We start from the raw sequence: 13350 nt of genomic DNA on the forward strand, positions 1-13350 counted from the left end.
CGTGCTAGACTGGCCGATGCACTTCGTCATCGAAGAACGGGAGGGTTGCGGCGTGACAGACGCGATCACGGTTACTGACATCTACAAGAACTTCGGCGCCGTTGAGGCGCTCAAGGGCGTGTCGCTCAAGGTGGAAGAGGGCGAGAAGGTGGTCGTCATCGGCCCTTCGGGCTCGGGCAAAAGCGTGCTCATCCGCTGCGTTAACGGACTCGAGACGCCGGATCGGGGAACCGTCGTGGTTGACGGCATGGACTTGTCCGATCGCAAGGTGAACGCCCGCGCACTCGCGCGCGACGTGGCTATGGTATTCCAAAGCTACAACCTCTACCCGCACAAGACCGTGCTGGAGAACGTGACGCTTGCGCCCATAAAAGTGCTCAAGGTACCTCATGAACAGGCAGAGCGCGATGGACGCGCCTATCTCGAGCGCGTGGGGCTTTCCGACAAGGTGGACAAGTACCCCGATCAGCTCTCCGGCGGCCAGCAGCAGCGCGTGGCCATCGCCCGCGCCCTCAACATGCATCCCAAGATCATGCTGCTCGACGAGCCGACGAGCGCGCTCGATCCCGAAATGGTGCAGGAAGTGCTCGATGTCATCAAGTCGCTGGCCGAAACGAACATGACCATCGTCATGGTCACCCATGAGATGGGCCTGGCTCGCGAGGCGGCAGACAAGGTCGTATTCATGGAGAACGGCTTGGTGGTCGATCAGGGCACTCCGCACTACCTGTTCGACGAAACCGACAACGCTCGCGTCAAGAGCTTCCTGTCGAAGATACTGTGAGGCGACGCATGATCACGAGAAGGACGTTTATCCGCACGTCGGCGCTGGCCGCGGTGACGCTTGCGATCGGCGGGGCGACGGGCGCCCTCGCCGGTTGCGCCGCCGACACAGACGTGCTGCGCGTCGGGACGAAGATCGACGTGCCCGGTTTCGGCTTCCAGAATCCCGAAACGGGCAACATCGAGGGCATGGAAGTCGACATTGCGCGCGAGCTGGCGAAGCGCATCAAGGGCAGCCCCGACGCGCTGCAGGTGACCGGCGTGAACGTCACCACGCGCGGCGCGATGCTCGACAACGGCACGCTCGATGCGACGCTGGCCACGTTCACCATCACCGAGGCGCGCAAGAAGAGCTACAACTTCTCGCGCCCGTACTATACCGACCACATCGGCGTGCTCGTGAAGAAGTCCTCCGGTATCACCGATTTGCGCGACCTCGACGGCAAGACGGTGGGCGTGGCGCTCTCGGCAACAACGCGCGAGAAGCTGGCCGCTGCAGGCGATGAGCTCGGCATCCATATGAATTTCGCCGAATACTCAACGTATCCCGAGATCAAGATCGCGCTCGTCACCGGTCGTGTAAATGCATTCTCGGTGGATCGCTCGATCCTGAACGGGTACGTGGACGGCTCGACCATGCTGTTGGACACGCAGTTCGCACCGCAGGAATACGGCGTGGCCACGAAAAAGTCGAACACCGCGTTGGCCGATCGGATAGACGCCGCCATCGCTGCCATGCAGGACGATGGCACGCTGCGCGGATTCGAGGAGCGCTGGGGCCTTGTGGACGACGCTCCCGCAGGCGATTCCGCCTCGACCGAGCATGCGGTTTCAGGTGGCGCGGCATCGCAGGAAGGCGGGTCGCAGCATGCTTGACATCTTCGCTCCCTACAAGTGGGAGGCGCTCTTTCAGCGTTGGCCCGACATCTTGGCGGCGTTCGGCACGACGGTAGGTATCTCGGTGCTCGCGCTGGTCATTGCCCTTGCGCTCGGCGTCGTGTTCGGCGTGCTGAGCGTGTCGCGAATCCCCGTGTTGCGCGGCATCACCCGGGTGTATGTGGAAGTGGTGCAGAATGTGCCGTTGCTTCTGCAGGTGTTCGTGTTCTACGCCATCTTCCCGCTGCTCGGCTTGTCCATCGCGGCGTTTTGGATCGGCGTGTTCGCCATCGGGATCTATCACGGCGGCTATATCTCCGAGGTCGTGCGAAGTGGCATAGGCTCCATCCATCGGGGGCAGTTCGAGGCTGCCAAGAGCCAGGGCTTCAGCTACTGGCAGTCGATGTTCCTGATCATTCTGCCTCAGGCTGTTCGCATTATCATGCCCCCTCTGGCCGTGCAGGCCGCGAACCTGGTGAAGAACACCTCGGTGCTCGCGCTCATCGCGGGCGGCGAGCTTATGTACTTCTCGAACTCCTTCGCAGGATCGACCAGCTATTACGGACCGGTGTACGTGGTGGCTGCGCTGCTGTACTTCATCATGTGCTTTCCACTGTCGCGCCTTGCGCTCTACCTGGAGCAGCGCACGCGCTCGCATCGCCATCTAGCCACGGGCGATGCCACCGAAGAGCTGGGCGAGGATGCTCTGGAAGTGACGCCGGGCACGCATGATATCACCGGACGAGCCGCGGCCGATACCCTGGCAGGCGGTGTGAACACCATGCTGGAGACGGTGGATATAGCCCCGGCTCGCGTGGCGCCTTCGCCACGACATCCGCTGCACGTACTGGGCGAGGACGCCGAAGCCGCAGGCGGGCGCGGGCCGATGGAACAGGCGTTCACCGGTCGTCAGGCGGCTGAGATAGCTGACGAGATAGGCCGCGAGATAGCCCAGGAGATCGCCGATGATTGCGGCGATGATCCTGCGTGCGCTACGCGGATTATGCACACGAAGTCGGGACGCGTGAAGGCACATCGCCGGCTTGAGCGCCGCGCTGCGGCACGGCGAGGATTGGAAGGCGACGCGCGGGATGCGGCAGAAGACGGCGCTGCGCAACCGGCGACGCGCCATGCCGCAGCTGAAGGCGTGCGCGATTTGGACGCGAAGCGCACGCCGGAAGCGGACGAGGCCCTGGCTTCGCGCGCTGAGACCGCGACGAGCGATCGTATTACCGCGAAGACGCGCCGTCGCGCCGACGAGGCGGCCCGAGATGATGCGGCCCGGAAGGCCGTGGATGCCGGTCGCAACCATGGGCGCTCGCCGGAAGCGGATGATCGCCGAACCGAGGCCCGGGCGGAGGCGTTGTTGGACGAAGAAGCGTTCCTTGATAACGACTACGTTCCCGGAGAATTGGACGCGCCGGCCGAGCGTATCGCGCATGAGCGCGCCGCGCATGACGAGGGCGATTTCGACGCCGAGTCCGAGAGCGAGGTACGCCGCGCCGATCTCCGCGAGAAGCTGCAGGCCGACCGCCTTGAGGATGTCGGTGGACCTCGACCTGAGCCGAGCGAGGAAGAGGTTCTGGAAGACGAGGCCGATACGGCGAAGCGAATTGCCGATGAAACCGCGCATGGGCATCTCGATGGAAAGGAGGAGGGCCGATGAACGGGATACTCGAGCTTTTCACCTGGGTGAACATCCGCTTTCTTCTGCAGGGCCTAGGAATGACCCTGTTCATTTCTGCCCTTGCCATCGTGTGCTCGATCGTATTGGGTACCGTCATCTCCATCATGCGCACGTCGAACAGCCGCGTGCTGCGTGGTGTGGCCACGGTCTACATCGAGATATTCAAGAACACCCCGCTGCTCCTGTGGATCATGTTCACGTTCTTCGTGGCGCAGCTGCCGCCGATCGGTGCGGCCGTGTTGGCGTTCACGCTGTTCACCAGCGCGAGCGTGGCCGAGATCGTGCGCGGCGGTCTGGCGAGCGTGCCGTTCGGCCAGTACGAGGCTGCGAAGTCGCAGGGATTCTCCACCGTGCAGACGTACCTGCTGATCATCTTGCCCCAGGCGCTGCGCAACATGGTACCCGCGCTGCTTTCCCAGTTCGTCACCACCATCAAGGACACGAGCTATCTCTGGGGCGCCATGGCGCTGCAGGAGCTCATGGGACGCGGCATGATACTCATGAACAGCTACAACTCGACTGCGCAGATCTTCGCCATCTTCGGAATCATGGCGCTGATCTATTTCGTCGTGTGCTTCGCTCTCTCGCAGGTTGTGCGTGCCTACCAGCGTCGGCTCAAGGAGGCTCACGGCGCGTAGGCGTGTTCGAACGGTTTTAAAACCACGGGGACGCGAGCGGCGAACGGGGTTTACTGCGAGGCGAGAAGCGAAAGATACTCCTGGGCGCTTGCCGGCACTTCGAGCGTGACGTTCTGCCCGTAGGCTTCGACGGTCACGTAACCAGGGTCTTCGTAGGTCGTGATGGCTCCATCGACGCCGGCGGCGGAGCCATCGAAGGTTCCGGTCGCAATGGCACCGGCGGGCAGTGCGATAGCCGTCCAGTCGTCGATGGCGAGGTTGTCGATCGCCGACTCTACCTGAGACGAGGAGAGCCCGGTGGCGGCTGCGATGTCGTCGACACGCGAGGAAAGCGCGTCTTTCACCTTGCCTTTCAGTCCGGCCGCATCGATTGCTGCGTTTGCGGCAGCGGCTTTCGCTTCGGATGCCGCGCCGTTCAAGGGGCTCGACTCGTCGCTTGCCGTCGCGAACACGATGATGGCGCCGATCGCTGCAACGGCTACAAGTCCGACAAGTGTGAAAAGGACCTTCTTCATAGGCGTCTATCCTTTTGAATCAATTCCTTCGCAGGGCGCCGCCGGTGGTGCGTTGATGAAACGGTTTGAAGACGACTGTTCGACGGTTCGGCGGCCGGCCCGTGCAAAACAGCCTACCCGAGAATCCTGCGATTCACGAAACGCCCGCGCCATCTTCAAAGAGCGAGGACGAAATCCCCATCCGATCTTCTGAACTCCTGCGCCCTCCGCTTTGTGCCGCCGCTGGGCGCTCGCCGCCGCCTTGGCGTGGCATTCCGCATGCGACGTGGGCCTTTCTCGTGCGATTAGCAGCTTGCCGCGGCGCTTGCTCGATGCGTATCACCGCCGCTAGCGGTTGCGTGCCTCTCGGGTTCGGCGATGCGGCCCTATTCGCATCAACATGTACCAACAGCCATAAACTTTGCCGCTTCCATGCAAAATCGTGTATGCTAGCGTCTGCTGTGCCCGTAGGCGGGTGCGCGGCCGTTCGCGGTCCGCATTCGCGAAAGGCGATAATCCCCGCACACGTTAATAAACGAATGGGGCATCGTGTGAACGCGATCAGGCCGCGGGAGGCGGCCGGAAGAAGAGGAGGAACCGCGTGAAGCTGGTGGTAACCGAGAAGAACGACGCGGCTCAGAAGATCGCCGACTTGCTCGGCGTCAAGAAACCCAAGGCGGACAAGGTGTATTCCACGCCGGTGTACCGCTTCGACGTGGATGGCGAGGAGTGGGTGACCATCGGCCTGCGCGGCCACATCCTGGAGCCCGACTTCACCCCGACCATGGTGTACAAGAAGCGCGGCGGCTGGCAGGGCGTCACGGAGGAAGGCGAGACCTTCCCGGCGCAGCTGCCCGCGACGCTGCCCAAGCCCCCCTTTAAAAAGAAGAAGCCCTTCACCGAGGACGGCGTGGAGCTCAAGACCTGGAAGATGGACGCGCTGCCGTACCTGGTGTATGCGCCCATCAAGAAGCTCCCCAAGGAGAAGGAGATCATCCGCTCGCTGAAGAACCTGGCGAAGAAGGCGGACTCCATCATCATCGCCACCGACTTCGACCGCGAGGGCGAGCTCATCGGAAGCGACGCGCTCTCCTGCATCCAGGAAGTGAACCCCGACGCGCCCGTGCAGCGCGCGCGGTACTCGGCGTTCACGAAAGAGGAGATCACGCACGCGTTCGACAACCTGGTGGAGCTGGACGTGAACCTGGCGTCCGCCGGCGCGTCGCGCCAGGACATCGACCTCATCTGGGGTGCGGTGCTCACGCGCTACCTGACGCTAGTGAAGTTCGCCGGCTACGGCAACGTGCGCTCGTCGGGCCGCGTGCAGACGCCCACGCTCGCCCTCATCGTGGCGAAGGAGCGCGAGCGCCTGGCGTTCGTGCCCGAGGACTACTGGGTGATCCGCGGCGCGTTCGGCGCCGATCCGGACGCGTTCGAGGCCCCGCACGCCACGGCTCGCTTCAAGGTGGAGGCCGAGGCGCGCGCCGTCATGGCGCACGTGGAGGGCGCCACCACCGCCCGCGTGTCGGGCGTCGAGAAGAAGAAGCGCACGGTGCAGCCGCCTGCGCCGTTCAACACGACCTCGCTCATGGCCGCCGCGTCCGCCGAAGGCCTCTCGCCCGCGCGCACCATGCGCATCGCCGAGAGCCTCTACATGGACGGCTACATCTCCTACCCCCGCGTGGACAACACCGTGTACCCGAGCTCGCTCGACCTCGCCGACACGGTGAAGGCCATCTCCGGCAACCCCGCCTACGCGCCGTACTGCAAGGAGCTGCTGGCGAAGGGCGAGCTCAAGGCCACGCGCGGCAAGAAGGAGACGACGGACCACCCGCCCATCTACCCCACGGCCAAGGCCACGCCCGACGACCTCGCGCCGGCCGACTACAAGCTGTACAACCTCATCGCGCGGCGCTTCCTGGCCACGCTCTCCGAGGCGGCCGTCGTCGAGGGCACGAAGGTGTCGCTCGACGTGAACGGCGAGCCGTTCGTGGCCAAGGGCGACGTGCTGGTGCGTCCGGGCTTCCGCGCCATCTACCCCTACGGCCTGAAGAAAGACGAGCAGCTGCCCGCGCTCGCGGAGGGCGAGACGATCGCGTTCAACGGCGCCACCTGCACGAAGAAGCAGACCGAGCCGCCCGCGCGCTACAGCCAGGGCAAGCTCATCCAGGAGATGGAGAAGCTGGGCCTGGGCACGAAGTCCACGCGCCACTCCATCATCGAGCGCCTCTACGCGGTGAAGTACATCGTGAACGACCCCATCGAGCCCTCGCAGCTGGGCATGGCCGTGTGCGACGCGCTCGACAAGTTCGCGCCGCACATCACGCATCCCGAGATGACGGCCGAGCTGGAAGAGGAGATGGACAACATCGCCGAGGGCCGCACCACGCGCGTGAAGGTGGTGGACACGAGCCGCGACCTTCTGGCCGACCAGCTGGCCAGCCTCCTGCCGCACTCCGAGGAGGTGAAGGACGCGCTCGCCGACGCCGTGGCCGCCGACGCCTACGTGGGCCCGTGTCCCAAGTGCGGGAAGGACCTGCAGCTACGCGCGAGCCAGAAGACGCGCGGCATGTTCATCGGCTGCGCCGGCTGGCCTGACTGCGACGTCACCTACCCGCTGCCCAAGGGCAAGGTGGAGGCCGTGCCCGAGCCGTGCCCCACCTGCGGCATGCCGCAGGTGAAGGTGACGGCGTTCAGGAGCAAGCCGCGCACCATCTGCATCGACCCGAACTGCGCCACCAACCAGGAGCCCGACGTGGAGGTGGGCGAGTGCGCCGCCTGCAAGGCCAACGGCAAGACGGCCAAGCTCATCGCGCAGAAGAACCCGCGTACCCTGAAGCGCTTCATCCGCTGCGAGAACTACGACGAATGCGGCACGGGCTACCCGCTGCCCCAGTACGGTGCGCTGGCGGCCACAGGCGAGGTGTGTGAGCACTGCGGCGCGCCCCTGGTGGTCGTGACCACCGCGCGCGGTCCGTGGAAGCTCTGCCCCAACTTCGACTGCCCCGGCAAGGAACAGGACGAGGACAAGGACGCCAAGGGCGGGAAGGCTGCCGCGCGGAAACCGGCCGCCAAGAAGCCCGCGGCGAAAAAGGTCCCCGCGAAGAAGCCGGCCTCCAAGAAGGCCCCCGTAAAGAAGCCCGCGGCGAAGAAAGTCTAGCGTCGCGCTCATGCGTTTCGCTTTCGACGGCGCAGCCCTGCGGCTGCGCCGTTTCTTCATGTGCGCAGCCTGCCATGACGTGCCGTTTCGCTGGAGATGCGCGGCTTCCGGCTGCCGATGGAAACGCGGGGCGCTACAATGCGGGTCGCAGAACCTGACTTCGAAGGAGAACTATCACATGCCCAAGGTAACCATCGTCGGCGCCGGCAACGTCGGTGCCACCGCCGCCCACATCATCGCGTCCAAGAACCTGGCTGACGTCGTGCTCATCGACGTGGCCGAGGGCCTGCCCCAGGGTAAGGCGCTCGACATGATGCACATGCGCAGCGTCGAGCAGTTCACGGTGCACGTGACCGGCACCAACGACTACGCCGACACGCGCGACTCCGACGTGGTGGTTATCACCGCCGGCATCGCCCGTAAGCCCGGCATGACCCGCGAGGACCTGCTCGGCGTGAATGCCGGCATCATGAAGTCGGTGATCGGAGCCGCCATGGAGGCGTCCCCGAACGCCGTGTTCATCTGCGTGACGAACCCGCTCGACGTCATGACCACGCTGGCGTACCGGCAGTCGGGCCTGCCGGCGGAGCGCCTCATGGGCATGGGCGGCGTGCTCGATTCCTCGCGCCTCGCGTTCGCGGTGTGCGAAGAGCTGGGCTGCGCGCCGGCGTCCGTGACGGCCTGGGCCGTGGGCGCGCACGGCGAGGGCATGGTGTGCTGGCCGCGCTTCACCACGGTGGACGGCACGCCCATCACCGAGCTCATGGACGAGGCGGCGGTGGCCAGCGTGGTGCAGCGCTGCGTGAAGGGCGGCGCCGAAGTGGTGGCCTTCCTCAAGACCGGCAGCGCCTACTACGCTCCCGGCGCGTCCATCGCGAAGATGGTGGAAGCCATCCTCACCGACTCGCACGAGGTCATGAGCGTATGCGCGCACATCGACGGCCAGTACGGCATCGACGACCTTTACATGAACGTGCCCGTGCGCTTGGGCCGCGGCGGCGTCGAGGAGGTCGTGGAGTTCGACCTCGACGACGAGGAGCTCGCGGCGCTGCGCGCCAGCGCCGACAGCGTCCGCGCGGGGCTCGCGAACCTGCCGGAGTAAACGCTTTTCTTCAGATGGAAATGCAGTGGGCGATCTTCGGATTACCCACTGCAGATATGCTTCCTACTGGGCCGTCCCGCCGTGATGTACTCCCGAACGGCTCTGCGCCTCCCCGGCGATTGTGCGGTGAAGCAAGGAACGCTTCCCTACTCATGATCGTTTCGGGCGGAGATGGTATGGTTGCCGAAGTTGGGAGAATTCTTCGGCCTGCTTTGCTTGCTCAAGACGATGCCTTGCATGGCAATCGTGCCAGCCCTTGTCGCTATTCCACCTTCAGCACGATCTTGCCCTTGGCGCGGCCGGACTGCGAGTAGTCGAGCGCTGCTTGCGCCTCGGCCAGGGGGAACACCTTGTCCACGACGGGCACGAGGCGCCCCTCCTCGTAGAGTCCCGCCAGGATGGCGAGCTGGCGGGCGTCAGGCCGCACGAAGATCATGTTGTACGTCACGTCGTAGCGTTTCTCGCGCAGGGTGAGGGGAAGCGACGCCACGCGCAGGGCCTCGGTCTTCCAGAAGCCCAGGCGCTGCGTCTTGCCGAAGCGTGCGTTGGGCGTGCCGTTCAGCGACACGACGCGCCCGCCGCGCCGCAGGATTTTGAACCCCTCGTCCAGGCTCTTGCCGCCGAACACGTCGTAAAGGCAGTCGTAACCGTGGAGCACCTTCCAGAAGTCGGTGGTCCGGTAGTCGATGACCTCGTCTGCACCTAGCCGCTCCACCAGCGCCCGGCCCTTCTCGCTCGCCGTGGTTGCCACGTAGGCGCCCATGATCTTGGCCAGCTGGATGGCGAAGGTGCCGATGCCGCCCGCGCCTGCCTGGATGAGGATGCTCTCGCCGGATCGCAGGCCCATGAGCTCGTTGAACGCCTGGTAGGTGGTCAGGCCCACGAGCGGGACGGAGGCCGCCTGCTCGAAATCGAGGTTCTTCGGCTTGAGCGCGATGTCGGCGGCCTTCACGGCGAAGAACTGGGCGAACGTGCCCACCATGGTGCGGCGCGGCAGGCCGTATACCTCATCGCCCACCTTGAACTGCGTCACCTGCGAGCCTGCCTTCGCAACCGTCCCTGCGAAGTCGAAGCCCAGTACGAGCGGCATGCGGTAGTTAATAAGCAGCTTGAGCACGCCGTCGCGGATTTTGAAGTCCACGGGGTTCACGCTGGCGGCATGCACCTTCACCAGCACCTCGTCGGGCGCGATGGCGGGGATGGGCAGCATGAACTCCTCCAGCTGCTTCTGGTGGTAACGGGATATGCCCATTGCCTTCATCATGGTGGTCATGGGGTCCTCCTCGCTCGATTCAGATGCTTGCGAGGATCATGGTAGGGAGCAAGAGGACGGGTCGTGTGCGGTGAGTTTACTCTGTTTTGAGAGAGTCAGGTGTTCGTATGGGTGCGGCAACGACGCGTTCTTATGCAGCCCTTGCGCTCGGACAGGCGGGTTTTGCGACGTCGCGGAAAAGCGTGGCGGAAGTGTTGTGAGTTTTGGGTTTCGGCGGGCTCGGCGCGGTTGCTTTTCAGCTTGACCCTGCTGGTGCGGTTGGAGCAAATCCTTGTTGCCCCATTACAGGAAACACATTTTGCTGGGGACTGCGGTCGATCCCCAGGCAGTAAAAAAGCGCGCGAACCCCGAGAAATCCGCGCGCTTTCCAGGGAGGGAGGGTAACGGGGTGCGCTAGTTGGTCACGCCGCAGACGTGTTTGGCGGCTACGCGGCCACTCAGGTAGGCACGGCCGACACCCATGCCTGCCGAAATAAGCATGAAGCTTTTAGTCATCGTCTTATGATAGTATCCATCCTCAAGCATCTCGGATAAGCCATGCTCGCTTTGGGTATGGTGAGTTCGCTTATCTTCTCGGTGCCTATATATTTGTTGATTCCGATCCATTCTCCATAGACGGCTGCAATGTGTGTCGCGCGGCTCGGCAATGCGCCTCTCGTCAAGCCATGCATCCTGCTATCCCGCTTCGAAGGCGTCAACAACCATTACATTCTCCTTTGAGATGAAATAAGCGCCCGTGTGTTTTCGCGTGGGGCGGTGGCGACGAAAGAACGTCTATAGTTAAGGGCAAAACTGCGCCTACACGCCTGCATGTATTGGAGCGAATAGCGGGCGACGAGAAGGGTGCGCGAGATCGAAGGGGGCTCTATGGACTGCCGGACGACAGGCGGACTTGAGCGCAACGGTGCGACGGTCGACGCAGCGGCCGGCCCAGGTGGGGCGCCGACCCAAGCGTTCCTGGAACCTCCAGTGCTGCGCGTGGAGAAGCTCTCGTTTTGCTATGCGCGCGCTGATGTGTGGAGCGACGTTTCGTTCTCGATCGATTCTGGGAAAGTTGCGTTTCTTACGGGACCGAACGGCTCGGGGAAGTCGACGCTGTTCCGCTGCCTGGCCGGATGGGCCGCGCCGAGCCAAGGAACGGTCGAACTGTTCGGCAAGCCCTTCGATGGTTCGGATCGCATGGTGCGTCGGCAGATGGCCTTCGTGCCCGATGTGCCCTCCTTCTATGACGATCTGACCGCCGTCGAGCACATCCGATTCGTATTGGCGGCCAACCGCGTGCCCGCCGGCGAAGACGAGGCGCTGCGCCTGTTCGACAGGCTTGGCTTGGCGGCGCATGGTGACCAGTATCCTTCGTCGTATTCGCGCGGTATGCGTCTGAAGCTGGCTCTCGTGCTGGCGCTCATGGCGAAGCCCCGCCTGCTGCTGCTCGACGAGCCATATGGCCCGCTTGATCGGGAGGCGGCGGCTGCGTTGAGCTCGCTGCTGGCCGACGCGCGCGACGACGGTGCTGCCGTACTCATGAGCTGCCACCACGATGTGCCCGATTTGGAGCCCGATGTGCAGCTGCGTCTGGACGGAGGCCGCCTGGTGCCTGGACGCTCGACACCCGATGGCGCGACACCTGGCGGCGCGCTTGCGCAGCCGGGAGCGCTGATCGCATGATGCGCGATTTCCAGTTGCTGGTGCGCTTGCGAGTGCGTCACGCGCGCACGTTCTTGCTGCGCCTGGCGTATCTTGCAGGAACCGATCCGTCGGTGGATCGCGACGCGAGCGACCGGGTATACCAACTCTACGTCGCGGGGGCGCTGCTCATATGCGCGGCGCTGTTATGGTTCGCGCTTCTGGATGTCGTGGAGAAAACGTTTGTCGCCGTAGGTTCGCTGCTGGGTATCGTGGCGGTTTCGGCGCTCCTTGCTATGGCGGTTGCGGTGTTCGTGCACTGGTCGGTGCGCGCCCTGCGCAGCGCGCCTTTGCGTCTTTCGCATCCCGACATCGCCTATGTGGCTTCGAGCCCGATTTCGGCGCGCTCTCTCGTGATGGAAGCCGCGGGCGCGTCGCTGCTTGCCGCCGCCGTCATTGGGGCCCTGGCCGGCTATCTGCTGGGCTTCGGCCTTGAGGCTGCGCTCGGCGGCGCGGGGTGGGATTGGTTCGCTGCATCGGGGACTGCAGCAGCGGGCTTTGGAGCCGCCGTGCCGGATCCGGCTGCTGCTGCAGCTGGTCCGCCGGGCTCGTCGCCTCTTGCGAGCTTCGCGTTCGAGCTCGGCGAGGTATCGCCTGCGATGGCGGCGTTAGCCTGTTCCGCGCTGTTCGCGGCCGTGGCGGGCGGATCGTGGGCGATCGGCGTCGTGCGACTCGCCTCGCGGCGTCGCCCGCAGCGCGCGGAGAAGATAGTCGGGATCGTCGTGGCATGCGCGCTCGGCCTAGCCGGAACGGCGGGCGCGTTCGTATGCGGGCCCATTCTTGCCGCCGCCGGCTCGGCAGGCTTTGCGATTCTCGGTGCGGCGGCACTCGCGTGCCTGGTTGTTGAGGCGGCGGTCCTTGCCGTGCTCTCGCCTCGGGTTGATATGGTAGCCGTCGTACAGGAAAGTGCGCTGGCTGTCGAGCTCGATCCCTTCGGTGTCTTCTCTGCGCTCGATCCCGACGTGCAGAGCGATTATCGTCGTCGCATCAAGGTGGCGCGCCGCGGTCCGGTATTCCGATTGCCCGCAGCGCAAGGCCGATTCGTCTTCATCGCTCGTTCTGCTCTCTCGCTCGTCCGCCAGTTCGAAGGACTCGCAGGACTTGTCGTGCTGGGGGCGGCAACGACGCCGCTTGGCGTGGCGGCGCTGTTCGGGGCAGGTGCTCCTGTGACGTTTCTGTTCTGGCTCATGCTGCTCGTGCTCGTGCGGCCGTCGGGCCCTCGCGAGGCTTCGCGCGCCTTTCGCGACGACATGCGCGTGAGGCTTGTGCGTGACCAGCTTCCTTTCAGCGTGTTCGAACTGCTCGTGTTGGATTCGTTGCCCGCATTCGCGCTGGTCGCCGTGCTCACCTGTGCGGTCGTTCCGTTCGCGGTGCCCCCGGGCGTCCCGCTTGCGGCGGCGCTCGCCCTCGGCGTGGTGACGAATGCGGCCACGCTGCTCTGCGCTGGCTTGGACGCCGTGCGCATGTCCTCAAAGGGGTTGCGCCCTTGGAGCGAGGGCGGTCTTGCAATGCTTGTGGCGGCGACGGCCATCGCATCGACTTTTGAATTGCCGTGGCTCACGGTTGCTGCGGCCGTCGCCGTCTGCGTCGGGGTCGCGCTCATCGTACTGCGCGGAGCGGAACGTGCGCGTTAGGAGCCCTTACGCCGAAGCTC

At 64.5% G+C, this 13350-nt stretch carries 10 protein-coding genes; 8 read left to right on the forward strand and 2 right to left on the reverse strand.

Features of this window, described 5'->3' with window-relative positions; translation table 11 throughout:
• Nucleotides 1–52 precede the first annotated feature (52 nt).
• From ABGT83_RS04105 to ABGT83_RS04120, 4 genes are read left to right on the forward strand one after another with little or no spacing between them, the layout of a single operon-like run.
• A complete protein-coding gene (locus ABGT83_RS04105) occupies nucleotides 53–784 on the forward strand; it encodes an amino acid ABC transporter ATP-binding protein (RefSeq protein WP_346686079.1) in 732 nt (243 codons plus the stop codon).
• Nucleotides 785–792: 8 nt separating this feature from the next.
• Nucleotides 793–1659: a transporter substrate-binding domain-containing protein gene (locus ABGT83_RS04110; protein WP_346686081.1), complete on the forward strand. Its 867-nt coding sequence runs from the start codon at nucleotides 793–795 to the stop codon at nucleotides 1657–1659.
• A complete protein-coding gene (locus tag ABGT83_RS04115) occupies nucleotides 1652–3325 on the forward strand; it encodes an amino acid ABC transporter permease (RefSeq protein ID WP_103265639.1) in 1674 nt (557 codons plus the stop codon). Before ABGT83_RS04110 ends, ABGT83_RS04115 begins: the two co-directional genes overlap by 8 nt.
• Nucleotides 3322–3984, forward strand: coding sequence for an amino acid ABC transporter permease (locus ABGT83_RS04120; RefSeq protein ID WP_103265638.1), 663 nt, complete (start codon nucleotides 3322–3324; stop codon nucleotides 3982–3984). The genes ABGT83_RS04115 and ABGT83_RS04120 overlap by 4 nt, the downstream gene beginning before the upstream one ends.
• Nucleotides 3985–4034: 50 nt before the next feature.
• Here the strand turns inward: ABGT83_RS04120 and ABGT83_RS04125 are convergent, their stop codons facing one another.
• Nucleotides 4035–4499, reverse strand: coding sequence for a hypothetical protein (locus ABGT83_RS04125; RefSeq protein WP_346686083.1), 465 nt, complete (start codon nucleotides 4497–4499; stop codon nucleotides 4035–4037).
• A 580-nt stretch (nucleotides 4500–5079) separates the two neighbouring features.
• Here ABGT83_RS04125 and ABGT83_RS04130 point away from each other — a divergent pair.
• Nucleotides 5080–7638, forward strand: a complete 2559-nt coding sequence (locus tag ABGT83_RS04130; RefSeq protein ID WP_346686084.1) for a DNA topoisomerase I — start codon at nucleotides 5080–5082, stop codon at nucleotides 7636–7638.
• Between the two features lie 178 nt (nucleotides 7639–7816).
• A complete protein-coding gene (gene mdh, locus ABGT83_RS04135) occupies nucleotides 7817–8740 on the forward strand; it encodes a malate dehydrogenase (protein WP_346686086.1) in 924 nt (307 codons plus the stop codon).
• A 262-nt stretch (nucleotides 8741–9002) separates the two neighbouring features.
• Here mdh and ABGT83_RS04140 read toward each other — a convergent pair whose 3' ends face one another.
• A complete protein-coding gene (locus ABGT83_RS04140; protein ID WP_346686088.1) occupies nucleotides 9003–10013 on the reverse strand; it encodes an NADP-dependent oxidoreductase in 1011 nt (336 codons plus the stop codon).
• 867 nt (nucleotides 10014–10880) lie between these two features.
• On the opposite strand from ABGT83_RS04140, the gene ABGT83_RS04145 reads away from it, so the two are divergent.
• Both ABGT83_RS04145 and ABGT83_RS04150 read left to right on the forward strand, forming a co-directional pair.
• The gene (locus ABGT83_RS04145; protein WP_346686090.1) at nucleotides 10881–11678 is read left to right on the forward strand and encodes an ABC transporter ATP-binding protein; all 798 of its coding nucleotides are present in this window, start codon (nucleotides 10881–10883) and stop codon (nucleotides 11676–11678) included.
• Nucleotides 11675–13330: a hypothetical protein gene (locus ABGT83_RS04150; RefSeq protein ID WP_346686092.1), complete on the forward strand. Its 1656-nt coding sequence runs from the start codon at nucleotides 11675–11677 to the stop codon at nucleotides 13328–13330. The genes ABGT83_RS04145 and ABGT83_RS04150 overlap by 4 nt, the downstream gene beginning before the upstream one ends.
• Nucleotides 13331–13350 lie beyond the last annotated feature (20 nt).

The organism is Enteroscipio rubneri (assembly GCF_963929405.1).
In the GTDB taxonomy this organism is placed as follows: domain Bacteria; phylum Actinomycetota; class Coriobacteriia; order Coriobacteriales; family Eggerthellaceae; genus Enteroscipio; species Enteroscipio rubneri.

Excerpts from the sequence above, each read along its gene's own strand:
- ABGT83_RS04110 (WP_346686081.1), top strand. The coding sequence starts at position 793 with ATGATCACGAGAAGGACGTTTATCCGCACGTCGGCGCTGGCCGCGGTG.
- ABGT83_RS04115 (WP_103265639.1), top strand. The coding sequence starts at position 1,652 with ATGCTTGACATCTTCGCTCCCTACAAGTGGGAGGCGCTCTTTCAGCGT.
- ABGT83_RS04120 (WP_103265638.1), top strand. The coding sequence starts at position 3,322 with ATGAACGGGATACTCGAGCTTTTCACCTGGGTGAACATCCGCTTTCTT.
- ABGT83_RS04125 (WP_346686083.1), bottom strand. The coding sequence starts at position 4,499 with ATGAAGAAGGTCCTTTTCACACTTGTCGGACTTGTAGCCGTTGCAGCG.
- mdh (WP_346686086.1), top strand. The coding sequence starts at position 7,817 with ATGCCCAAGGTAACCATCGTCGGCGCCGGCAACGTCGGTGCCACCGCC.
- ABGT83_RS04140 (WP_346686088.1), bottom strand. The coding sequence starts at position 10,013 with ATGACCACCATGATGAAGGCAATGGGCATATCCCGTTACCACCAGAAG.
- ABGT83_RS04145 (WP_346686090.1), top strand. The coding sequence starts at position 10,881 with ATGGACTGCCGGACGACAGGCGGACTTGAGCGCAACGGTGCGACGGTC.
- ABGT83_RS04150 (WP_346686092.1), top strand. The coding sequence starts at position 11,675 with ATGATGCGCGATTTCCAGTTGCTGGTGCGCTTGCGAGTGCGTCACGCG.